This is a genomic window from Sandaracinus amylolyticus (assembly GCF_021631985.1).
Lineage (GTDB): Bacteria > Myxococcota_A > Polyangia > Polyangiales > Sandaracinaceae > Sandaracinus > Sandaracinus amylolyticus_A.
In genome coordinates, this window is the sequence record NZ_CP070225.1 from 9,300,729 (window position 1) to 9,321,807 (window position 21,079).

At 71.7% G+C, this 21,079-nt stretch carries 22 protein-coding genes; 14 read left to right on the plus strand and 8 right to left on the minus strand.

All coding sequences use genetic code 11. The features are described 5' to 3' along the window. Positions 1-32 precede the first annotated feature (32 nt). The 3 genes from I5071_RS39590 to I5071_RS39600 are packed head-to-tail and all read left to right on the plus strand — an operon-like array spanning position 33 to position 1,470. On the plus strand, positions 33-254 hold the full coding sequence (locus I5071_RS39590) for a hypothetical protein (protein WP_236518567.1): 222 nt from the start codon (positions 33-35) through the stop codon (positions 252-254). A 22-nt stretch (positions 255-276) separates the two neighbouring features. Beyond that, a complete protein-coding gene (locus tag I5071_RS39595) occupies positions 277-540 on the plus strand; it encodes a hypothetical protein (RefSeq protein ID WP_236518568.1) in 264 nt (87 codons plus the stop codon). Between the two features lie 6 nt (positions 541-546). Continuing rightward, positions 547-1,470 (plus strand): hypothetical protein, encoded by a 924-nt coding sequence (locus tag I5071_RS39600; RefSeq protein ID WP_236518569.1) that lies wholly within the window; start codon positions 547-549, stop codon positions 1,468-1,470. A 124-nt stretch (positions 1,471-1,594) separates the two neighbouring features. On the opposite strand, the gene infA is transcribed toward I5071_RS39600, so the two are convergent. The 5 genes from infA to I5071_RS39625 form a co-directional block, all read right to left on the minus strand. Further along, complete coding sequence (infA, locus tag I5071_RS39605) at positions 1,595-1,858, minus strand: translation initiation factor IF-1 (RefSeq protein ID WP_053237533.1); 264 nt, start codon at positions 1,856-1,858, stop codon at positions 1,595-1,597. A 123-nt stretch (positions 1,859-1,981) separates the two neighbouring features. Then, positions 1,982-2,725 carry a glycerophosphodiester phosphodiesterase gene (locus I5071_RS39610; RefSeq protein ID WP_236518570.1) on the minus strand — a complete coding sequence of 248 codons (744 nt, stop codon included), beginning with the start codon at positions 2,723-2,725 and terminating at the stop codon, positions 1,982-1,984. A gap of 17 nt (positions 2,726-2,742) precedes the next feature. Beyond that, on the minus strand, positions 2,743-3,675 hold the full coding sequence (locus I5071_RS39615; protein ID WP_236518571.1) for a tetratricopeptide repeat protein: 933 nt from the start codon (positions 3,673-3,675) through the stop codon (positions 2,743-2,745). After that, positions 3,672-4,130, minus strand: a complete 459-nt coding sequence (locus tag I5071_RS39620) for a hypothetical protein (protein WP_236518572.1) — start codon at positions 4,128-4,130, stop codon at positions 3,672-3,674. The genes I5071_RS39615 and I5071_RS39620 overlap by 4 nt, the downstream gene beginning before the upstream one ends. Before the next feature lie 3 nt (positions 4,131-4,133). Further along, on the minus strand, positions 4,134-5,612 hold the full coding sequence (locus I5071_RS39625) for an ATP-binding protein (RefSeq protein WP_236518573.1): 1,479 nt from the start codon (positions 5,610-5,612) through the stop codon (positions 4,134-4,136). 65 nt (positions 5,613-5,677) lie between these two features. Here I5071_RS39625 and I5071_RS39630 point away from each other — a divergent pair, with 65 nt between their 5' ends. The 7 genes from I5071_RS39630 to I5071_RS39660 all read left to right on the plus strand — a co-directional run bounded on the left by I5071_RS39630 (position 5,678) and on the right by I5071_RS39660 (position 14,279). After that, positions 5,678-7,336, plus strand: a complete 1,659-nt coding sequence (locus tag I5071_RS39630; RefSeq protein WP_236518574.1) for a DUF937 domain-containing protein — start codon at positions 5,678-5,680, stop codon at positions 7,334-7,336. Positions 7,337-7,390: 54 nt separating this feature from the next. After that, entirely contained in the window at positions 7,391-8,389 is a 999-nt protein-coding gene (locus tag I5071_RS39635; protein ID WP_236518575.1) for a YsnF/AvaK domain-containing protein, read from the plus strand. Between the two features lie 82 nt (positions 8,390-8,471). Continuing rightward, positions 8,472-8,849, plus strand: coding sequence for a group I truncated hemoglobin (locus tag I5071_RS39640; RefSeq protein ID WP_236518576.1), 378 nt, complete (start codon positions 8,472-8,474; stop codon positions 8,847-8,849). Further along, positions 8,840-9,850 (plus strand): ABC transporter ATP-binding protein, encoded by a 1,011-nt coding sequence (locus I5071_RS39645; protein ID WP_236518577.1) that lies wholly within the window; start codon positions 8,840-8,842, stop codon positions 9,848-9,850. The genes I5071_RS39640 and I5071_RS39645 overlap by 10 nt, the downstream gene beginning before the upstream one ends. After that, positions 9,847-10,644 carry an ABC transporter permease gene (locus I5071_RS39650; protein ID WP_236518578.1) on the plus strand — a complete coding sequence of 266 codons (798 nt, stop codon included), beginning with the start codon at positions 9,847-9,849 and terminating at the stop codon, positions 10,642-10,644. Before I5071_RS39645 ends, I5071_RS39650 begins: the two co-directional genes overlap by 4 nt. Before the next feature lie 435 nt (positions 10,645-11,079). Then, positions 11,080-12,153: an FIST signal transduction protein gene (locus I5071_RS39655; RefSeq protein ID WP_236518579.1), complete on the plus strand. Its 1,074-nt coding sequence runs from the start codon at positions 11,080-11,082 to the stop codon at positions 12,151-12,153. A gap of 179 nt (positions 12,154-12,332) precedes the next feature. Further along, positions 12,333-14,279: a hypothetical protein gene (locus tag I5071_RS39660; RefSeq protein WP_236518580.1), complete on the plus strand. Its 1,947-nt coding sequence runs from the start codon at positions 12,333-12,335 to the stop codon at positions 14,277-14,279. A gap of 105 nt (positions 14,280-14,384) precedes the next feature. On the opposite strand, the gene I5071_RS39665 is transcribed toward I5071_RS39660, so the two are convergent. Then, on the minus strand, positions 14,385-16,160 hold the full coding sequence (locus tag I5071_RS39665; RefSeq protein WP_236518581.1) for an IgGFc-binding protein: 1,776 nt from the start codon (positions 16,158-16,160) through the stop codon (positions 14,385-14,387). A 241-nt stretch (positions 16,161-16,401) separates the two neighbouring features. Then, entirely contained in the window at positions 16,402-16,635 is a 234-nt protein-coding gene (locus tag I5071_RS39670) for a hypothetical protein (RefSeq protein ID WP_236518582.1), read from the minus strand. A gap of 67 nt (positions 16,636-16,702) precedes the next feature. Here I5071_RS39670 and I5071_RS39675 point away from each other — a divergent pair, with 67 nt between their 5' ends. Together I5071_RS39675 and I5071_RS39680 are read left to right on the plus strand one after the other, a co-directional pair. Then, complete coding sequence (locus I5071_RS39675) at positions 16,703-17,185, plus strand: hypothetical protein (RefSeq protein WP_236518583.1); 483 nt, start codon at positions 16,703-16,705, stop codon at positions 17,183-17,185. Then, positions 17,182-17,973, plus strand: a complete 792-nt coding sequence (locus I5071_RS39680; protein ID WP_236518584.1) for an ABC transporter permease — start codon at positions 17,182-17,184, stop codon at positions 17,971-17,973. The genes I5071_RS39675 and I5071_RS39680 overlap by 4 nt, the downstream gene beginning before the upstream one ends. Here the strand turns inward: I5071_RS39680 and I5071_RS39685 are convergent, their stop codons facing one another. Then, a complete protein-coding gene (locus I5071_RS39685) occupies positions 17,974-18,837 on the minus strand; it encodes an NAD(P)-dependent oxidoreductase (protein ID WP_236518585.1) in 864 nt (287 codons plus the stop codon). It abuts the gene before it with no gap. 98 nt (positions 18,838-18,935) lie between these two features. On the opposite strand from I5071_RS39685, the gene I5071_RS39690 reads away from it, so the two are divergent. Together I5071_RS39690 and I5071_RS39695 are read left to right on the plus strand one after the other, a co-directional pair. Next, the gene (locus I5071_RS39690) at positions 18,936-19,268 is read left to right on the plus strand and encodes a winged helix-turn-helix transcriptional regulator (protein ID WP_236518586.1); all 333 of its coding nucleotides are present in this window, start codon (positions 18,936-18,938) and stop codon (positions 19,266-19,268) included. A gap of 22 nt (positions 19,269-19,290) precedes the next feature. Continuing rightward, the gene (locus I5071_RS39695; protein ID WP_236518587.1) at positions 19,291-20,892 is read left to right on the plus strand and encodes an SIR2 family protein; all 1,602 of its coding nucleotides are present in this window, start codon (positions 19,291-19,293) and stop codon (positions 20,890-20,892) included. Positions 20,893-21,079: the final 187 nt, after the last annotated feature.

Here is a 21,079-nt window from a genome sequence, read left to right on the forward strand (position 1 = left end):
ACCACCTCGTGCATATGCATGCACGCAGATGGATGGCCGCGATCGCGGCGCTCGGCCTCACGCTCGGCATCGGCACCGGCCTCGCGCTGCGCGCGAACGCGCAGACGCGCGCCTACCGCGAGTGCTACGCGCAGGCCCTCGTCTTCAACGACATCACCGCGACGTCGACGCCGCAGACCACCACGCCGATCCCGATCGGCTGGACGATCGTCGGCGTGCACGGGCGTCCCGCCGCGGTCGTGCTCTGCCGCTGATCGGTGCCTATCTGCCGTGGCGATGAGCACCCGCGACGTCACCACGCCGACCGAGCGCATCGATCTCCTGCTCGAGCAGGCGCGTCACTTCCTCGAGCTCGATCTCGTCGGTGAGGCGATCGCGCGCACCCGTCACGCGCTCGCGCAGTGCGAGAAGGAGCTCGCCCACGCGAGCGATGCGGCGACGCGCCACGAGATCATCACGCGGCGAGAGATCGCGATCGACCTGCTGAACCGGCTCGGAGGCAAGCCGCTGCCGTCGGACGAGGAGCACGGTACGATCTGATCGTCGATGCTCCGCTCTCTCGTCCGTGCGCTTCCATTCCTCGTCGCGCTGCTCCTGATGCAGGCGAGCGCGCGCGCCCAGCTCGAGGGCGCGGTGCACCTGCGCACCGGGTTCATCCCCGACCCCGCGGTGCTCGAAGGACGCGCGACCGCGACGCGCCCCGCGAGCGAGCTCGCGTCCGCGTGCACCGGCTTCGTCGGCACCTCGCCGAGCCACGTGCTCGCGCTCGACACGCGCTTCGGGTACCTGCGCCTCTTCGCGACCGCCGACGTCGATCTCGTCCTCGCGGTGCGCACCGCGCGCGGCGAGTGGCTGTGCAGCGACGATCGCTTCGGGCCGCATCCTGCGGTCGAGGGCATCTTCACGTCGGGGCGCGTCGAGGTGTGGATCGGCGGCAAGACCCTCGGCACGAGCGGCGACTACCAGCTCCGGATCACCGAGACCCGAAGCGTGAGGCCCGGCATCGGCGAGGCTTCGACGTGGGACGAGGGCGAGGCGCTCGCGCGCGATCTCGGACTCGACGTCGAAGCGACCGAGGGCACCCACGAAGGCATCCGGCTGCAGCGCGGGTTCCTCCCCGATCCGCGCACGATCGCGGGCGCCGCCGGTGGGCCCATCGACGCGACCTCGCTCGGTGGGACGTGCCGCGGGCACATCTCCGCGCGGCCCACGCACGCGATCACGCTGCGCAGCGACTTCGACTTCCTGCAGCTCTGGGTCGACGCCGAGGGCGATCGCGAAGAGGAGCTCACGCTGATCGTGCTGACGCCGCAGGGGCGCTTCCTGTGCGACGTGGGGACGCGCGAGGTGCCCGACGTCGCCGAGGCCGCGTGGCCCGAGGGGCTCTATCGCGTCTGGGTCGGCACGCTCGAGGAGGACGTCACCGAGCCGCACCGGCTGGGGATCTCGGAGATCCGCCGAGTGCGCTGAGGGCGCACGCGCTCGCCACCTCGCCGGGGCGGCGAGGCTCGAGGCGAGCCGTCGAGAGGAGAAGAAGCGGGAAACCGTCGGGCCCGCGCGATCCATCCGCGCCGCGCGATGCGCGGCGTGCGGGTCACTTCGCGCGGTAGACGATCATCCCGTGGGTGAGGTCGTAGGGGCTCAGCGCGACCGTCACGCGATCGCCGAGGATCACGCGGATGCGGTACTTGCGCATGCGGCCGCAGAGCTGAGCGCGCACGACCGCGCCTGCGTCCGTCTTCACCTCGAACTGACCACCGGCGTAGACGTTCGAGATCACGCCGTCGAGCTTGACGTGATCGTCACGCTCGTTGTCTTCCTCGTAGAACGCGTCTTCGTTTCTCCGTCGCCTTGCCACGCATGTCCTTCGGAGCGCGGACACGGGGCTCCGCGTGCAGGGCGCGCGCGGCCGGTCCGGCTCAGGGCGGCGTATATAGTGAAGTACGGCGTGGGTGGCAACGGCACGCGCCTTGATAGCGCGTCAACGCCCCAGCGCTGCCACGAGGGCTGCGGGATCGTCGGTGATGAGCCCGTCGATCCCCGCGGCGGCGAGGGCGAGGGCGCGATCGGGCGCGTTGACCGTCCACGCGTTCACGAAGCGCCCGCGCGCGTGCCAGCGCGTGATCGCGCCCGGCGTGCAGAGCGAGTGATGAGGATGCAGCCCGTCGGAGGGAGTGACGCGGCGGAGGACGGCGCCGCGCACCTCCCCGGTGTGCTGGGCGTCGAAGAGGAACGCGAGCGGGACGCGCGCGCGGAGGGCGCGGAGCGCGACGAGGATCTCGGGGCGGAACGAGGAGACGAAGATGCGCTCGCGCTCGTTGGGCCTGCGCCGCGCGAAGAGGCTCGCGACCGCGCGCGCGAGGGCGAGCCGGTCGGGCACGTCTCCCTTGAGCTCGACGTTGACGAGCGCGCCGCGCGCGAGGGTGAGATCGAGTGTGTCGTCGAGCGTCGGGAAAGTGTCGCCCCCCGTGTCGATCGTGCGGAGGGTCGCGGCATCGAGATCGGCGACGCGCTCGGGGCGCTTCGCGACGCGCTGCAGATCGGGATCGTGCGCGACCATCACGATGCCGTCGCGGCTGAGGCGCACGTCGAGCTCGATCCCGTCGGCGCCCTCGTCGAGCGCGAGCGCGAACGCGCGCAGGGTGTTCTCGGGCGCGCGCCTCGACGCGCCTCGATGGCCGTAGACGAAGGGTCGATTCCCGCGGGCGCGCAGCCGTGTGATCACGCGCGGAGGTTAGCCGACTAGTAATCGTCGCGGAGGTGGACGGTCTCGAGCTCCTTGTCGAGCATGCGGCGGAACACACCCGGGCCGATCCAGGTATAGGCGCAGACCGCGAGCCACACGTACTGCAGCAGCGACGCGGCGGCCTCGAGATCGAGGTCCTCGAGCACCAGGCGCGCGATGCGGTACGTGATGAACGTCCCGAGCATCAGCGCGACCGAGCGTCCGTCGCCGAGCTCGCTCGTGAAGCTCGCCCAGCGCCACCACAGGCCGAGCCACACGCTCTCGCGCGCCTTGATCTGCGCGAGCAGGCTCAGCGCCTGCACATCGGTCGCGTCGTTGCGCAGCGCCCAGATCGCGTGCTCGCGCGCGCCCGCGACGTCGCCCTTCTTGAGGAGCACCAGCCCCATCGCGACCAGCGCGCTCGATGCGCCGGGGTGCTCCTCGAGCGCCTCGCGCGCGTGTCGCTCGGCGGCCGCGAGATCGCCCGCGTCGGCCTCGATGCGCGCCAGATCGGCGAGCGTCTCGGGATCGGTGGGGTCGAGGACCAGCGCCTTCTCGAGCCACCCGCGCGCCTCGTCGCGGCGGCCGCGCAGCGTGGCGAGCGTGGAGAGCGCGACGTGCGAGGGCACGTCGGCGGGCTCGATCGCGAGCGCTGCATCGAGGTGCCGCTGCGCGTCGTCGAGCCGGCGCATGCCGATCAGCACGACGCCGAGCACGCGGTGCGCCTGCGCGCTCTCGGGCGCGAGCGCGAGGCCGCTCTCGGCCTCGTGCAGCGCGGCGTGGATGCGGCGCTGCTCGTAGAGCGCGAGCGCGAGCATCAGGTGCGCGTCGGCGTGATCGGGATCGCTCCCCAGCACGTCCTTCAGCGCCTCGACCGCGCCGCCCCAGTGACGCTGCGCGATGAAGCGCCGCGCGAGCTCGAGCTTCCGATCCGCGAACGACTCGCTCACGAGAGCACCAGCAGCAAGAAGAGCGGGAGCTCGGGGAGGATCGTCGCGCGGAGGATCGCGCCCGCGATCACCAGCGCGAGCCCGCTGCGCGCTCGGTGGCCGAAGTGCTCGAAGAGCCCGAACGTTCGCTCCTGCAGCGTGTGCAGCCAGTACGCGACGCCGAGCTTGAGCGCGAGCATCACCAGCACGACGTAACGCGCCGCCGCGCCCGCGGCCTCGGCGCCCAGCATCGCCATCACCAGCGCGGTCACCACCACCGAGCCGATCGCGGCGATCGCGACCCAGCGCTGCTCCTGCTTGCGTGTCGCGCTGCCCATCGCGATCGAGTTCACGATGAACCAAGGCCACGCGAGCCACGCGCCCGCGAGCATCTGTGCGAGCAGTGGCCAGAACGGTCGCACCGCGAAGCGCGCGAGCCCGCTCGCGCTCGGCTCGTCGACGATCCGATAGCTCATCGTTCAACCCTTCCCGTGTCGATCGAGGAACGCGAGGACCTCGTCGTACTGCCCGGCCTCGTTCGCGTAGCGCGCGTAGTTGCGCGCCGTCGTCAGCCACTCGCTCGTCGTCGCGCGGGTCTCGCCGAGCGCGCGCACCAGGTGCGCCTGGCTGATCGGCACTTCCGCGCCGCGCTCGAGCGACTCCTCGATCGCCGCGTCGGTCGCGTTCTCGACGAGGTGACCGAGATCGGCGCCCGAGAGCCCGCTGGTGCGCGCCGCGATCGCGGCCACGTCGATCGCTCCGTCGGTCGGCTTGTCGCGCAGCAGGACCTCGAGGATCGACGCGCGCGCCGCGCGATCGGGCGGCGGCACGAAGAGCACACGATCGAAGCGACCGGGACGGCGGAACGCGGGATCGATCGCCCACGGCACGTTGGTCGCGCCGAGCACGAGCACGCCGCCGTTGTTCTGCGCGAAGCCGTCCATCTCCGCGAGGAACTGACTGACGATCTTCGACGCGTGCATCTCGCGGCTGTACTGGCGCTTGCCCGCGAGCGCCTCGAGCTCGTCGAAGAAGAGCACCGCAGGCGTGCTGCTGCGCGCCTTCTCGAAGATCGCGTGGAGCTTCCGCTCCGACTCCCCGATGTACATGTCGAGAATGTCGGAGATCGCGACGTCGAAGAACGTGGCGTCGCACTCGCCGGCGGTGGCGCGCGCGAGCAGCGTCTTGCCGCAGCCCGGCGGACCGTAGAGCAGGATCCCGCCGCCCACGCGCTTCTTGAAGCGCTGGAAGATCGTCGGCTTCTGGAAGGGCAGGATGATCTTCTTCTCGATCTGCCGCTTCACCTCGTCGTGGCCGCCGACGTCGCGCAGCGTGACCTTCTCGCGCGCGGGCTGGAGCATGCGGACGACCTCGGCGTCGTCGGTCGCGTCGTTCGCGATGACGCGTAGCTTCGGACCACCAGGCCGCGCGACCTCGCGCACTTTCGCCTCGAGCGCGCTCGCGAGCTCTTTGTCCTCGAGCGTCGGGTTCGCAGCGATCGCGGAGCGATACGCGGCGAGCGCCTCGTCGCGGCGATCGAGCGCGAGCAGCGCGCGGGCGCGGCGGAGGGTGACCTCGGGGCGATCGCCGGTCGCGAACGCGAGCGCGCGCGTCGGGTTCTCGGCGCGCAGGTAGACGTCGATCGCCGTGACGCGCTGCGCGGGCTCGAGCGCCGCCTGGGGATCGACGACGTCGAGGTGGCGCGCGGCGCGGCGCGCCTCGCCGGCGGCGAGCAGTGTCTCGACGACGATCGCGCGCAACGCGAGGTTGTCTGGGGATGCAGAGAGCGCCTTCTCGAGCGCGTCCAGCTGGGCGGTGCTCACGGGCGACGAAGGTAGCACCCGCGTGTCGCCGCGCGGCGCCTCGCACGCCCGGACTCCATCCCCATCGCGCCCCACGCGGCGCGAGCGCGATCGCGTCGAGCGGAGAAGCGCCGCGCCATCCGAGGTCACACGCACGGTCGCTGCAACGCGGCGCCGGCTGGCCCCGCGCTGCGCGCGCCGGGGCGGAAGGAGCATCCGTCGTGGCGATCAACCTGTTGAACGAAGTGACGTCGGTGATCGGGACCGACACGCTAGCCGGCCTCGGGGGAGCGGTGGGCGAGAGCCCGGACGTGGTCCGGCGCGGCGCACACGCCGGCATCCCCGCCATCCTCGGCGGGCTGACGACGATGGGCGACACGCCGGGCGGCGCGTCACGCGTGCTCGCGCTCGTGCGCTCGAACCAGTACGACTCGCCGGACGCGCTCCCGCGGATCGCGTCGTCGTTCGGCCGTGGAGGCGTCACCGGCGAGCCGCTCGCGCGCGAGGGGTCGGGGATCCTCGGATCGATCTTCGGAACGCGCACCGACGAGGTCGCAGGAGCGCTCGCCGGACGCTCGGGCATGAGCGGGCGATCGATGGGTGGCCTGCTCGCGATGCTCGCGCCGCTCGTGATGGGCGTGCTCGGCAAGACGGTTCGCGAGCAGCGGCTCGACGCGAACGGGCTCTCGTCGCTGCTCGGCCAGCAGCGCTCGTACCTCGGTGGGCTGGTGCCCGACGAGGTCTCGCGCACGTACGCGGTGTCCGGCCCGCAGGTGTACGAACGCCCCGTGGCGGGGCCGGTCGCGACGGAGACCGTGCGCACGCAGCGCGTCGTCACCGAGGAGCCGCACCGGAAGCGGCCCACCTGGCTGGTGCCGCTGCTCGTGCTCGGCGCGCTGCTGCTCGGGCTCTTCTTCCTGTTCCGCGGGCGCGGCGAGGAGCGGCGCGCCGCGATGGCGCCGGTGCCCGTCGAGCGCGAGGCGCGCGTCGCGGAGCGCGAGCCCCCGGCGAAGCCCGAGCCGGCCGAGACGGCGACGCCGACGCCCCCGCCCGCGCGCGAGCCCGCGGGCAAGCCCGAGGCGACGCCCGCACCGCTGGTCGCGCCGACCCCCGAGACCGAGCAGCCCGCGCCCGAGGGTGAGCCCGCGATGGAGCCGCAGGGACAGCAGCAGCAGGCGACGGTCGGAGGCGCGCCGGCGGGCATGGCTCCGCAGGAACGAGCCGCGGCGGATCAGGCCGCGATGGAGGAGCAGGCCGCGGCGGACCAGGCCGCGATGGAGCAGGACCAGGCGGCCGCCGATCAGGCCGCGATGGAGCAGGACGCGGCGGAGCAGGCCGCGATGGAGGAGCAGGCCGCGGCGGATCAGGCCGCGATGGAGCAGGACCAGTTCGCGGCGGATCAGGCCGCGATGGAGGAGGAGCAGGCTGCGGCCGAGCCGACGCAGCCCGCGCCGAGCGAGGAGACGCTCGTCGAGGCGCCGCGCGGCGGGCTCGACGCGTTCGCCTCGGCGTTCGACGAGGCCTCCGGCGAGCAGCTCCCCGCGCGCTACACGATCGACGGGCTCGACTTCTCGACGTCGGAGGCGGACCTGCCCTCCGACACCGAGGCGATCGACCGGATCGCCGAGATGCTCGAGGCGAATCCGTCCGCGCGCGTGCGCGTCGAGGGACACACCGACTCGACGGGCGATCCCGGGTTCAACGACGCGCTGTCCCAGATGCGCGCGGTCTCGGTCCGCGACGCGCTGGTCGAGCGCGGCATCGCCCGGGATCGCATCGAGGCCCAGGGCTACGGCGCGTCGCGACCGATCGCGTCGAACGACACGGAGGAGGGTCGGCAGGAGAACCGTCGCAGCGAGATCGTGCTGCTCTCGCGCTGACGCGAAGGAGAGAGGCACGCCACCGAAGGACATCGAACAGGAGGAGAAGTCATCATGGCCAAGACGGTCGTCGGGCTCTTCGACGACGCGACGAGCAAGCGCGTCGAGAGCGAGCTTCTGGGCGCGGGCTTCGCCCGCAAGGACATCCTGTGTCGGCGCACTGCGTCGACGAGCGATCTCGAGACCCTCGGGATCCCGCGCTCCGACCTCGGACGCTACGAGTCCGCGATGAAGAGCGGACGCACGCTGGTCATCGCCGAGACCAGCGACATCGATGCCGACAAGGCGAGCGACATCATGCGGCGCTACGAGCTCGCCGAGGCGCGCACCGCGCGCGCGGCGACCGCCGCGACCACCGACATCGGGCGCGCGAAGGCGACCGACATCGGGCGCGCGAAGAAGACGACCGAGCGCGAGGTCGTCATCCCGGTCGTCGAGGAGGAGCTCGAGGTCGGCAAGCGCGAGATCGAGAGCGGCGGCATCCACGTGATGACGCGCGTGATCGACAAGCCGGTCGACGTCGACGTGTCGCTCCGCGAGGAGCACGTGCACGTCGATCGCAGGCGCGTCGACCGCCCCGCGACCGAGGCCGACATCGACGCGGCGCGGAGCGCGGGCGACATCGAGATGAGGGAGCACGCCGAGCGCGTCGTCGTCGCGAAGACCGCGCACGTCGTCGAGGAGGTGCGCGTCAGCAAGGATATCGACGAGCACGTCGAGCACGTCCACGACACGGTCCGCAAGACCGAGGTCGCGGTCCAGCCGCTCGCCGGGTACGACGCCGCGCTGCTGCGCGAGCATCGCGGGCACTTCGACCGCACGTTCGGCTCGACCGAGGGCGCGACGTGGGAGACCTACGAGCCCGCGTACCGCATGGGGCACACGTTCGCGCTGGATCGTCGCTACGGCGGCCGCGAGTGGACCGCGATCGAGCGCGACGTGCGCACGCGCTGGGAGACCGAGAACCCCGGTACCTGGGAGCGCGTCAAGGACGCGATCCGCCACTCGTTCGATCGCGCGCGCGGAGCGATGGGCGCGCCGCGGCACGCATAGCCCGGTGCGCGACGGCGCGGGCCACGCACCGGGTGGCTCGCGTCGTCGTGCGCGCCCCGAGGCCGCCGGATAGACATGGCGCATGCAGTCCCGCTTCGAGCAGCTCGGGGGCGAGCGCGTGGTACGCGCGATCATCGACGACTTCGTCGCGCGCATGACCGGCGACGCGATGATCGGCTTCTTCTTCGCGAAGGTCGATCGCGCCCGGCTCGCCGAGAAGGAGTACGAGCACGCGGCGGACTTCCTCGGCGCGCCCGGAGTGCGGTACACGGGGCGTCCGCTGCGCGCGGCGCACGGGCCGCACCGCATCTTCGGCGGGCAGTTCGCGCGGCGGAAGGAGATCCTGCGTCAGGTGCTGATCGCGCACGGCGTACCCGAGGACATCCAGCGCGCGTGGCTCGATCACGTCGAGTCGCTGCGCGGCGAAGTCACCACCGATCCCGGCAGCGAATGCCGCTAGACGCGCAGATCGTCGTGCGCGATCTGCGCAAGGAGTTCCGGGTGCACCAGCGCGCCGCGGGGCTGCTCGCGGCGACACGCTCGCTCTTCCGCCGGCCCACCACGATCGTGAAGGCGGTCGACGGGATCTCGTTCTCGCTCGCGCGCGGCGAGCGCGTGGGGTTCCTCGGGCCGAACGGCGCGGGCAAGACCACGACGCTCAAGACCCTCGCGGGGCTGCTGCACCCGACGAGCGGCGAGGTGCGCGTCGACGGGCACGTCCCGCAGAAGCGCGAGGTGCGCTTCCTCGAGAAGGTCACGCTGGTGATGGGCCAGAAGCAGCAGCTCCTCTGGGATCTGCCGCCGGTCGAGACCTTCGAGCTCAACCGCGCGGTCTACGAGGTGCCGCGCGCGCGCTTCGAGAAGACGGTGCGCGATCTCGGCGAGCTCCTCGAGCTCGGCGATCTCGTGAAGAAGCCGACGCGCGAGCTCTCGCTCGGCGAGCGCATGAAGTGCGAGCTCATCGCGGCGCTGATCCACGAGCCCAAGGTGCTCTTCCTCGACGAGCCCACGATCGGGCTCGACGTCGCGATGCAGGTCGCCGTGCGCGAGTTCGTGCGTCGCTACAACCAGGAGCACGAGGCGACGCTCATCCTGACGAGCCACTACATGGACGACGTCGCGGCGCTCTGTCCGCGCGTGCTCGTGATCGACAAGGGCGTGCTCAGCTACGACGGATCGCTCGACGAGCTGGTGCGCCGGGTGCGCCCCGAGAAGCGCGTCGTGCTGCGCTTCTCGCGCGCGGTGGAGCGCAGCGATCTCGAGGTGATCGGAAAGATCGTCGAGTGTGCCGGCGAGCGCGCGGTGATCGACGTGCCGCAGCAGGATCTCGGGGCGCGGGTGTCGCGCGCGCTCGAGTCGCTCCCGGTGATCGATCTCGAGGTGACCAGCGCGCCGCTCGAGGAAGTGATGAGCGAGCTCTTCGCGCGCACGCGCAAGGAGCGGGAAGAGCACGCGCGATGATGCGCACCCTGCGCGCGATGCCGACGCTGATGCGCGTCGGATTCGCCGAGGCGATGGCGTATCGCGCGGAGCTGCTCGTCTGGGTGCTCACCACGACGATGCCGCTCGTGATGCTGCCGCTGTGGATCGCGGTGGCGGAGACCGGCCCGGTGCGCGGCTTCACCGGCGACGACTTCGTCGCGTACTTCCTGACGACGTTCGTGGTGCGTCAGGTCACCAGCGCGTGGGCGAGCTGGACGATCAACTACGAGGTGAAGAACGGCACGCTCGCGCTGCGCTTGATGCGCCCGATCCATCCGTTCTGGGCCTACGCGATCGAGAACCTCGCGGCGCTGCCGATGCGCCTCCTGGTCGCGGGGCCGGTCGCGGTGATCGCGCTGCTCGCGACCTCGCGCGATCGGCTGACCAGCGATCCCCGGATGCTCGCGATCTTCTTCGTGTCGTTGATCGGCGCGTGGTCGATCACGTTCCTCGCGCACGTCGCGGTCGGGACGCTGAGCCTCTGGACCCAGAGCAGCATCAAGGTGATGGACGTGTGGACCTCGGGGTTCTTCGTGTTCAGCGGGTACCTCGTGCCGATCGCGCTCTTCCCCGAGTCGCTGCGCGGGCTCCCGGAGTGGCTGCCGTTCCGCTATCAGCTGGGCTTCCCGGTCGAGGTGCTCACGCGCTCGATGACGCTCGACGACGCGCTCTCGATGCTCGCGCGCCAGTGGGGCTGGGTGATCGGGCTCGCCCTGCTCTGCGTCGTGCTGTGGAACCGCGGGCTGAAGCGCTTCCAGGCGTTCGGCGGCTGAGCCCTTGCGGGAGTGCTCGTCCCGCCGGTCCCGGACGGGAGCGCGCGAAGCGGGCGAGCCGATGTTTTGGACAGTCCTCTGAGCGCGGGCCTGGAACGTTCTGCAGAGCGGTCGACGGTCGAGATTTCGGCGCCAGAACGTCGTGCAGAGCGGTCGATGGTCGAGATTCGGCGCCAGAACGTTCCGTAGAACGGTCGATGGTCCAGATCTCGAGCCGGAACGTTCTGCAGAAGGGTCGCTCCTCGAGATCTCGAGGCGAGAAGTCCTGCAGAACGTTCGCGGTATCGCGTGCGCTCGGGTGCGCCGGTGTGCGGCGTTTGTTTCGTGCACGTGACGATTGAGGTCCCGGGACGGCATCCGGCACAGTCGGTCTTCCCTCCGGAGGACGACGAGCGAATGCGGTTCATCGATTTGTCAGCCTCGAGCGCCGGCGCTGTGCGGGCACGCTGGGCCCTGGTCTACGCCACCTCGGATGCGGCCTCGGTCGCGATGGTCGCGAGCGCGCGCTCGCGCGCCGACATCGTCCTCGGCTGCACCTCCTCGGGCGGCGTGTTCACCCCGCGGGGCTTCGAGCGCGGCGCGTTCGCGCTGATCGGTGAGGACGGAGATCCCGACCTCCAGATCGTCGGTCGCGCCTGTGGTGCCGCGCCCGCGCGCCGTGCCGCGCGGGATGCCGCGCAGCAGCTCGCCAAGCGCCTCGGCCGCAAGCCCGATGCGCTCCTCCTCCACGCGACGCCGGGCTTCGAGGAACGGATCATCGAGGGCATCGACGACGCGTTCGAAGGCGCCGCACCGCCGACCTACGGCGGCAGCGCGGCGGACGACGATCTCAGCGGGCAGTGGCGCGCCTTCCACGGCGCGACCGTGGAGCGCGAGGGCTTCGTGCTCGGCGCGTTCACCAGCGCCTCGCCGATCCACGGATCGTTCGTCAGTGGCTACGTGCCGGGCCGACAGCGCGGCGTGGTCACGCGCGCCGCGGGTCGCGTCGTGTACGAGATCGATCGCCGTCCTGCCGCCGAGGTCTACGACGAGTGGCGCGGCGGCGAGCTCGGTCGCGAGCCCGGCGTGGTGCTCGCGAAGACCACGCTGCACCCGCTGGGGCGCGTGATCGATCGGGTCGGCAACCTGCCGCGCCACCTGCTCTCGCATCCGCACGAGGTGCGCTCCGACGGCTCGCTCTCGCTCTTCACCGAGGTCGCGACCGGCGACGAGCTGGTGATGATGATCGGCTCGCGCGGCTCGCTGATGGACCGCACCGAGCAAGCGGTGTCGCGCGCGCTCGGCAGCGAGCGTGGACGCGCGCTGCGCGGCGGCGTGCTCGTGTACTGCGGCGGCTGCGTGATGGCGATCGGCGATGCGGCGCGCGACGTGGGCACGCTCTACTCGCGCGCCATCGGCGGCGCGCCCTTCGTCGGCGCGGCGACGTTCGGCGAGATCGGGTGCTTCACCGGGCCGACCCCGACGAACCGCCACGGCAACCTGATGTGCGACACGCTCTTGTTCGCGTGAGCTCCTTACCGGAGTGCTCGTCCCGCCGGTCCCGGACAGCACGTCGATGCGGCGGGCACGCACCCCGCGCAGTGCCTCGTCACCGCGATGCAGGCGGCGGGCTACGACAGCGACACGCTCGGCGAGGTGAGCGGGACGATCTCGGCGATGACGACGTGATCGGGAGTACGATGGGCGCGATGCGCCCGTCGTGCGTTCTGTTCTTCGCTTTGCTGATCGCGTGTGGTGGGACGCCGAGCGAGCCCGACGACGCAGGCACCGACGCCGTCGTGGCGATCACGCCCGCGATCGAGTGCGTGAGGCCGTTCCACGGCGAGATGGTGCTCGACGAGCCGATGCGCCCGGTCCCCTTCGTCGCGGCGATCCGCGCGCCTGGCGCGACGAGCGCGCGGGTGAACGACGTGACGATCGCGATCGACGCGAACGGGCTCGTCACGACCGAGGTGCCGGTGCGCTTCGGCGTGAACGACGTCGAGGTGGAGGTCGGCGGCGTGCGTCAGCTCTGCACGTTCGTCGTCGCGCCCGCGTTCCAGACGATCGAGGGCGACGACGCGCGGGTCGGCACGACCGCGCTGCTGCAGGTCGGTGGGCGCGGCGTCGACGACGGAGACGACGACACGACGCTGGGCTCGCTCGACGACGTGCTGACGCGCGCCGGCACCGCCGGGCTGATCGCGGGCGCGCTCGACCTCGGGCTCGGCAGCTTCGGGTTCGATCCCGTGCCGTGCACCACCGATCCCGGGACCGGGTGCTCGACCGGGCCGCAGGTGATGTTCACGACGATCGACCTCGACACGAGCACGATCGGCGCGCCCGAGGAGAGCGAGCTCTCGGTGGTCGACGGAGGCCTGCGGGTGATCGCGCGCAGCCGCGATCTGCGGCTCGGCGTGCACGTCGTGGGCTGGACCTACGAGGCCCACATGATCTGCGACGACGTGACCCTCGAGTGCCATCCGGTCGGCCCGGACTTCGACTCGATGGGCACGGTGGAGCTCGACCTCGAGATCACCGTGATCGTCGACGTCGGGCTCGACGGCACCACGCCGACCGCGACGACGCGCACCATCGAGTCGGTGCGGATCACCAACGTCGACGTCGAGCTCCCCGACATCCACGAGCTGATCCGCGATCCGATCGTGGCCTCGCTGCGGAGCCAGCTTCCCTCGCAGCCCGCGACCGCGAGCGCGCGCGACGATCTCGGAGACGCGTACGCCGAGGGCGTGCGTGCGCTGGTCGAGGGGCTGCTGGGCGGGCTCGAGACGCCGCTCGCGCGCGGGAGCCTGAGCGTGCCGAGCTACGCGGGCGCGACGACGGAGCTGCGCCTCGCCGCGACGCCGACGCGCATCGAGGCGAGCGCGGAGCACGGCCTCTTGCTGGGGATTCGCAGCCGCTACGAGCTGATGGGCGAGGCGGTGCGCGACGGAGGGCGCGGCGTCGCGCTCGACAGCGCGGCGATCGACGTCGACACGATGCTCGATGCGGCGAGCCGATCGGCGGTGTCGGTGGTCGCGCTGAACCAGACGTTCCACGCGCTCTACCGCGCAGGCGCGCTCGACGGAGTCGTGGCGCCGGACATGGTGGTCGCGCCCGACATGGTCGTGGCGCCGGACATGGTGGTCGCGCCGGACATGGTGGTCGCGCCGGACACGATGCGGCTCGACGCAGCGGTGCCGCCGATCGCGAGCGTCGATGCGAGCGGCGTGTCGCTGATGCTCGGCGGGATGAGCGCGACGTTCGAGGGGCCCGCGCCCTACGGCGATGGGCTGCGGGTGCGCTTCTCGGCGACCGCGCGCGCGAGCACGGTGTCGTCGGGCGCCGATCCGAGCTTCGGTGGGATCGAGATCACCGAGCTGCGCGTCGCGGCGGAAGGACGCGCGATGTCGAGCGCGGAGACCGCGTCGGTGCGCGCGTACGTCGCGGTGCTGAGCCACTTCCTCGCGAGCTCGCTGCTCGATCGATCGCAGCCCGCGCTCCCCGCGCCGACGCTGCGCGCACCTTCGATGATCACGATCGGCGGGCGCGCGCTGCCCACCGGCATCGTCGAGGGAACGCAGCTTGGCTCGGCGCCCGCGTGGCGCGCGGCGGCGGGTCGCTTCGAGTCGAGCGGCGCGTTCCGCGAGCTCTGAGCCCGCAAGCGGGGCTGGGGCCCCGCGCGCAGCGTTTGGGGCGGGGGGACCCGATCCGGCTTTGCCGGTCGGGGGGAGGGGTCTTCCAAGACCCCTCCCGCAAGCTCAGATCGGCGGTGTGATGGGGCGGAGATCGAGACCGCCGGACACGATGTAGCTCGTGTACGCGCCGAACCCGTAGACCTGCAGACCGAACGGGCGCTCCGCGCTCGCGCGGTGCACGCCGGGCTGGATCTGCACGCTCGCGTGCGACCACCCGGTGCCCTCGATCTCGCGCCAGCCGCTGACGATCGTGCGATCGAGCTCCACCCGCACGCCGGTCGGCGCGATCACGTCGAGCCAGCTCTCGCGGTACGTCTCGGGCGCGAGCACGGTGTACGCAGTGCGGAACTGCGCGTCGGGGATCGCGAGCGCCATGCCGGGATCGCCGAGGCCCGAGCGCCCCGACGTGCCGAGGCCCGCGTAGTCCTGGCCGACGAGGAAGAGCGTCGCGAGCAGCGCGCCCGTGCCCTCGACGCGCACGCCGTCGCGCAGCTCGAGCTCCACGTGCTCGCCGCGCCCGAGCGTGATCGGCTCGTGGATCGCGGGCGTGAACGTGATCGTGTTCGCGTCGGCCGCGCTCACCACGCGCAAGAGGTTCGGCTCCTCGCGCAGTGAGCTCGTCGGCGCGACGAACGCCGAGCGACCGAGGGACTCGACCGGGAAGAGCTGCTCCTCGAGGTGATCACACGCCCAGCGATCGAAGGGCACGAACGTGCAGTCGTGCCCGGCGATCACCGCGACCGGTCCGTCGGCGCGCACGATGGTGCCGGTGAGATCGTAGTCGCTGCCGGGATCGCAGTACCGGATCCCGGGAGCGCTCGTCTCGTCGCGCTCGATCCCCGGGCACGTCTCCGCGCCTTCGCTCGCGAGCTGCATCACCTCGCCGCGCCCGAGCGTGATCGTGCGTCGCTCACCGGGCGCCATCGCTGCGAACGTTCCGTCGAGGGTCGGCGCGATGCGCGCGCTCGCCTCGATCTCGACCGAGACCTCGCCTTCGCCCGCGCCGACGATCGTCACGAACCCCGGCGACGTGGCGTACGTCCCGTCGCGGCCGAGGAAGAACGTGGGGCGGGTCACCGCGACGTAGTTGCCGGTGAGCACGTGCGCCGGGAGCAGCAGCGATGCGTCGTTGGTGAACGAGTGGCACTGGCCATCGCGGATCCCGCTCTCTTCGTCCTCGCAGTCGCGCTCGAGGCGGAACTCGAGCGGGTTCCACTGCGTGACCACGACCGGCACGTCGGACACGAGGTGGTACGCGCCGCCGGTCTCGCGCACCGACGCGATGCCGAGCGGCGCGCGCAGCGAGTCGATCCACGGCAGCGCGACGATCTCGAGCGCGCCCGGCGCGACGGTCCGCCGCGCGATCTCGGTGCCCGCGCGATCGATCACGATCACCGCGGGCACGAGCTGCGGGTTCGCGATCGCGACGGCGAACGTGAGCTCGCGCGGGAGCTGCGCGTTGCGCGTGACCACCGGCCAGTACTCGCACCCGAGGTACGAACGTTCCTCCGCGGCGCGCGCGCAGAGATCGACACATCCATCCGCGCTGCAGCGCTGGCCCGTGCTGGGTTCGCAGGTCACGCCGCGGGTCCAGCCGCTGCCCGCCGCGTCGCACACCTCGATGGTCTCGCCGTCGCAGCGCACCTCGTTGGGCACGCAGGGCTGACACCCAGTCCCGCTCACGCAGCGCTCACCGCGCTCCGCGCAGTCGTCGGGCGCGCTCGCGACGCCACGCGCATCGCACGACCACGCGACGTCGGCGACGCACACGATGCCTTCCCCCGCGCCCTCGCACACCGGCGGCGGCCCGGCATCGCGCGCGGTCGGCGCGAACGGCACGGGCTCGTCGCATCCAGGAAGCAAGAAGAGGAGCGCAGAGCAAAGCGCGACCGACACGTGGCGGGCTGACACCACGTCCATCGTAGTTGGTCGCAACGCGCCGCACGATCTCTCGGGAGGGGTCTTGGAAGACCCCTCCCCCCGACCGGCAAAGCCGGATCGGGTCCCCCCGCCCCAAACGCTGCGCGCGGGGCCCCAGCCCCGCTTGCTCGTTCGCGCAGCTCCGATGGATCGACAGCTCTCAATTCGACTTCTTCTTGCCCTCCTCCTTCTTCTTCGGCTCGGTCTCGTCGGCGTTCGCCGCGAACACCGTGTCGTCACCGGGGTGCGCCTTCGAGCGCAGGGCGTCGCCCTCGCCCGTCGGGTCCTCCTCGCGCGACGGCAGCGGCGGGTTGTGAGGCCACTCGGTTCCCGTCTTCTTCGCCGGCTCGCTGCGCTCCTGCGGCTGCGAGCCCGCCTGCTTCTGGTTCGGCATGCGACGAATCGCTGCAGCGCGCGTGCCCGTCTTTCGGGTCTGGAGCGCGCGACCCATACTCCTGCGCATGGCCATCGCGACGTCTGAGCTGGTCACTGCGCTGCGCACCACCGCGGCGCGCCTCGAGCAGGGCGCCACCTACCAGTGGACGCACATGGGCGCGTGCAACTGCGGGCACCTCGCGCAGACGCTCACGAAGATCGATCGCGCCGAGCTCCACCGGCTCGCACTGCAGCGCGCCGGCGACTGGGGCGAGCAGTCGATCGAGCACTGCGCCACCAGCGGCCTTCCGATCGACGACGTGATCACGACGATGCTCGATGCGGGCATGGAGCTCCGCGACATCGGCGAGCTCGAGCGCCTCTGCGCGCCCGACGTGCTCGCGCGCATCCCGCTCGACGAGCGCCCGCTCGAGCGTCGCGATCGCGCGCACGTCGTGAAGTACATGCGCGCCTGGGCCGACATGCTCGAGGAGCGGCTCGAGCCGACGTCCGGCGTGCACGAGATCGCTCGTCCGGTCGCGACGAACGCGCTACGTCGCGCCGGATGATCCGTCGTCACCTGCGATTGCTCGCCACGCAGCTCCGGCTCTCGGGGCTGCTCGCGCTGCAGTACCGCTGGGAGTTCCTGCTCGACGGGTTCTTCTCGATCTTCTGGACCGTCACCGCGCTGCTCCCGCTCTGGCTGGTGTTCGACGAGCGCCCGGTGATCGCGGGCTACACGTACCCCGAGGCGCTCACGGTCGTCGGGTTCTTCACGCTGCTGCAGGGGATCCTCGAGGGCGCGATCCATCCGAGCCTCGCGACCGTGATCGATGCGATCCGCACCGGCACGCTCGACTTCGTGCTGCTCAAGCCCGCGGACGCGCAGTTCCTCGTCTCGACGCAGCGCTTCGCGCCGTGGCGTGGGGTGAACGTGCTCGCGGGGATCGGCGTGCTGATCTACGCGTTCGTCGAGATGGGGCGCGCGCCCGAGCCTGCGCACGTCGCGCTCGCGATGCTCATGCTCGTGCTCGCGATCATCGTGCTCTACGCGCTGTGGATCATCGTGGTGAGCGCGGCGTTCTACGTGGGGCGCATCGACAACCTGCGCTTCTTGTTCCTCGCGGTGTTCGACGCGGCGCGCTGGCCGAGCACGGTCTATCGCGGCGTGCTCTCGATCATCTTCACGTTCGTGATCCCGCTCGCGCTGATGACGAGCTACCCGGCCGGCGCGCTGCTCGGACGACTTCCGTGGTCGACGGTGATCGGCGCGTGGATCGGCGGCCTCCTGTTCGCGCTCGCGGCGCGCGCGGTGTGGCTCACGTCGATCCGTCGCTACACGAGCGCGAGCTCGTGATCAGCGCATCACCTCGATGATCGCGGCGGCCTCGCGATCGGCGAGCCCGGCGCGCGCGGCGCGCGCGAAGATGCTCGCGGCGAGCGCGGGGAATTCGGTGCTCAGCCCCGATGCGCGTGCGGTCTCGAGCAGGCGCGCGGTCGCGTCGACCGAGATGCGCAGCGGGCTCTCGCTGACGGTGAAGTCGCCCGACTGGATCACCGCGCCCTCGTGCGCGAAGAACGCGCCGAACGAGGGCGCGATGTCGCGCACGATGCGGCCGTAGGTCGCGACGTCGAGGCCCTCCTTCTGCGCGATCGTCGCGCCGTGCACGAAGCCGATCATCGCGCCGTAGACCCACGAGAGCGTCGCGAGATCCATCGTCGCCGACGCGCCGGGATCGTCGCCGAGGTACACCAGCCCGCCCGCGAGGGTCTCGAGCAGCGCGCGCTGCGCATCCCACGTCGCGCGATCGCCGCTCACGAGCACCGGCGTGTCGGGCTGACCCATCTGGCTCGGCGCGGCCTGGATCGCGCCGGCGAGGAAGTGCCCGTCGTGCTCGCGCGCCCAGCGGGCGCCGCGACGCGCGGTCTCGGGCGAGATGGTGGTGAGCTGGATCAGCGTGCGGCCCACGAGGGTCACGCCGGGCGCGCCGAGGATCGCGTCGACCGCATCGTCGTTGGAGACGCACATCACGATCACCGGGCTCGCCGCGAACGCCGACGCGACGTCGGGCGCCGCGATCGCACCGCGCGCGACCTCCTCGTCGACTCTCGTCGCGCTTCGATTCCACACCGTCACCCGCGCGCCCTTGGCGCGGAAGAGCCCGGCGATCGTCACGCCCATCGCGCCCAGGCCCACCACCGTCACGTCGCTCGTCTGCATCGGAGCCTCCTTCGCGACGAGCTCTGTGGATGCGATCACCAGACGTCGAGTACGGATGTTTTGGTAGGGTACGTACCTTCTGGTGCGTGGAGGCGAGGATGGCGAAGAAGCGCCCGCGGGTGTGCGGCATCGGTCCCGCGTTCGAGGTGATCGGCGGCAAGTGGAAGGCGCAGATCCTCTGGGAGATGCACGTCGAGGCGAAGCGCTTCGGCGAGCTCAAGCGCCTGGTGCCCGGGATCAGCGAGAAGATGCTCACGCAGCAGCTCCGCGAGCTCGAGGCGGACGGTCTCGTACACCGCGAGGTGCTCGCCGCGGTCCCGCCGCACGTCGAGTACTCGGTCACGCCGCTCGGCGCGTCGCTGAACGCAGCGCTCGGCCCGATCGCCGACTGGGGCGAGCGCTACGAGAAGGTGCGCGCGAAGCGACGCTGATCTCGTAGGATCGCGCGGCACGATGCGCGATCGCGGCCACGTCTTCGTCGTCCACGGCAACCTGCTGCGCCTCGAGTGCGACGCGTGGCTCCTGCCCTGCGGTGTCGGCGGCAGCACTGCCGGGTATTGGCGCATCCCGCCCAACGCCGACATCTACGACGCGTGGCAGTGGCCGCACGGCGACTGGACCACGGTGCTCCGCTGCGTCGCGCTCGAGGGCGATCACGATCGGCCGCGGCCCTTCGCGACGCACATCGGGGGCGGCAAGGACGCCGAGGTCGCGTGGTTCGTCGAGGGCGCGCTCGAGTTCGTCGCGCGCGCCCACGAGCGGCTGCGACGCGATGGTCTTCCGCCGCGTCACGGTCGCGCGCGTCACTTGCTCGCGATGCCGATCGTCGGCACCGGCTACGGCGGCGGCGCGGCGCGCGCGGGCGAGATCGTCACGATGCTGCTGCCCGAGCTCGAGCGCGAGACCGAGGCGCGCGGGATCGACATCGCGCTGGTGTCGCTCGACGCGTCGAACCACGCGGCAGCGCAAGCGACGCGCCGCGCGTACTGGGCGTCGCGCGCGCCCCACGAGGCGCCGTGGGCCGCGCTCACCGAGGCCCAGCGCGCGCGGGCGATCGCGCTCGCGCAGCAGGCGGTCGAGGGCAAGCTCGTGCTCTTCCTCGGCGCCGGGATCTCGCGCGGCGCGGGCCTGCCCGACTGGGCGACGCTGCTCGAGCGGCTCGGCGCGCGCGCCGGGATCGACGATCGCGAGGGCTTCGCGCGGCTCGATCACCTCGATCGCGCGGAGGTGCTCGAGCGGCGGTTCGGCGGCACTGCGGCGCTCGGTCGTGAGGTCGCGTCGCTGCTCGGCTCGGAGCGGTGCTCGCTCGCGCATGCGCTGCTCGCCGCGCTGCCGGTGAACGAGATCGTCACGACCAACTACGATCGTCTCTTCGAGATCGCGAGCGAGCCGGTGATCGGCGCCGACGCGCTCGCGGTGCTGGGCCCGGGCCGGCGCAGCGATCGCGCGCGATGGCTGCTCAAGATGCACGGCTGCGTGACGCGTCCCGAGGAGATCGTGCTCACGCGCACCGACTACCTGCGCTACGCGGAGGAGCGCGGCGCGCTGATGGGCATCGTGCAGGCGCTCCTGATGACGCGGCACATGCTCTTCGTCGGGTTCTCGCTCGACGATCCGAACTTCCACCGCATCGCGGACGCGGTGCGCCGCGCGGTGCGCGGCAACGAGCGACGCGGCAACCGCGACTTCCTCGGCACCGCGCTCACGCCGGCGCGCCGCGGGTTCGTCGAGGAGCTGTGGAGCGACGATCTCGACTGGATCGCGCTCGCCGAGCAGGGCGACGACTTCGCGGAGGCGGCGCGACGCCACGACGTGTTCCTCGACTGCATCGCAGCGCACGCACCGCGCGCGGCGCACCTCTTCGATCCCGCGTTCGCGCCCTTGCTCGCGCCGCACGAAGCGGAGCTGACGAGCGCGGTGTCCGAGCTCCGCGGCGTGGTGGAGACGGTGCGTGCTCGTGGCGAGACGTCGCCCGCGCTCGCAGTGATCGAGCGAATGCTGGTCGAGCTCGGCGCAGTGGGCCGAGTGCCTCATCGCGCGCTGCGAAAGCGCTGAGCCGAATCATCACCACCACTGATATCTCGCCACGGTCTCATCAACAGCCGTGATGCGTGCCTCTCACCCAACACCGCGCGAAGCGCGCACACGCGCGAAGCGCGGTGCTACCCGCGAGCGTCCGGGCCGCGGCGAAGCGCGGACCGGCCGCGAGCTATCCACCACCCCACCCACCGAGGCGGCAGAA

What these genes read in the sequence shown, in the direction of transcription:
- I5071_RS39660 (WP_236518580.1), top strand. Translation starts at nt 12,333, where the DNA reads ATGCGCCCGTCGTGCGTTCTGTTCTTCGCTTTGCTGATCGCGTGTGGT.
- I5071_RS39640 (WP_236518576.1), top strand. Translation starts at nt 8,472, where the DNA reads ATGCAGTCCCGCTTCGAGCAGCTCGGGGGCGAGCGCGTGGTACGCGCG.
- I5071_RS39675 (WP_236518583.1), top strand. Translation starts at nt 16,703, where the DNA reads ATGGCCATCGCGACGTCTGAGCTGGTCACTGCGCTGCGCACCACCGCG.
- I5071_RS39685 (WP_236518585.1), bottom strand. Translation starts at nt 18,837, where the DNA reads ATGCAGACGAGCGACGTGACGGTGGTGGGCCTGGGCGCGATGGGCGTG.
- I5071_RS39600 (WP_236518569.1), top strand. Translation starts at nt 547, where the DNA reads ATGCTCCGCTCTCTCGTCCGTGCGCTTCCATTCCTCGTCGCGCTGCTC.
- I5071_RS39680 (WP_236518584.1), top strand. Translation starts at nt 17,182, where the DNA reads ATGATCCGTCGTCACCTGCGATTGCTCGCCACGCAGCTCCGGCTCTCG.
- I5071_RS39635 (WP_236518575.1), top strand. Translation starts at nt 7,391, where the DNA reads ATGGCCAAGACGGTCGTCGGGCTCTTCGACGACGCGACGAGCAAGCGC.
- I5071_RS39650 (WP_236518578.1), top strand. Translation starts at nt 9,847, where the DNA reads ATGATGCGCACCCTGCGCGCGATGCCGACGCTGATGCGCGTCGGATTC.
- I5071_RS39695 (WP_236518587.1), top strand. Translation starts at nt 19,291, where the DNA reads ATGCGCGATCGCGGCCACGTCTTCGTCGTCCACGGCAACCTGCTGCGC.
- I5071_RS39690 (WP_236518586.1), top strand. Translation starts at nt 18,936, where the DNA reads ATGGCGAAGAAGCGCCCGCGGGTGTGCGGCATCGGTCCCGCGTTCGAG.
- I5071_RS39670 (WP_236518582.1), bottom strand. Translation starts at nt 16,635, where the DNA reads ATGCCGAACCAGAAGCAGGCGGGCTCGCAGCCGCAGGAGCGCAGCGAG.
- I5071_RS39645 (WP_236518577.1), top strand. Translation starts at nt 8,840, where the DNA reads ATGCCGCTAGACGCGCAGATCGTCGTGCGCGATCTGCGCAAGGAGTTC.
- I5071_RS39595 (WP_236518568.1), top strand. Translation starts at nt 277, where the DNA reads ATGAGCACCCGCGACGTCACCACGCCGACCGAGCGCATCGATCTCCTG.
- I5071_RS39620 (WP_236518572.1), bottom strand. Translation starts at nt 4,130, where the DNA reads ATGAGCTATCGGATCGTCGACGAGCCGAGCGCGAGCGGGCTCGCGCGC.
- I5071_RS39590 (WP_236518567.1), top strand. Translation starts at nt 33, where the DNA reads ATGGCCGCGATCGCGGCGCTCGGCCTCACGCTCGGCATCGGCACCGGC.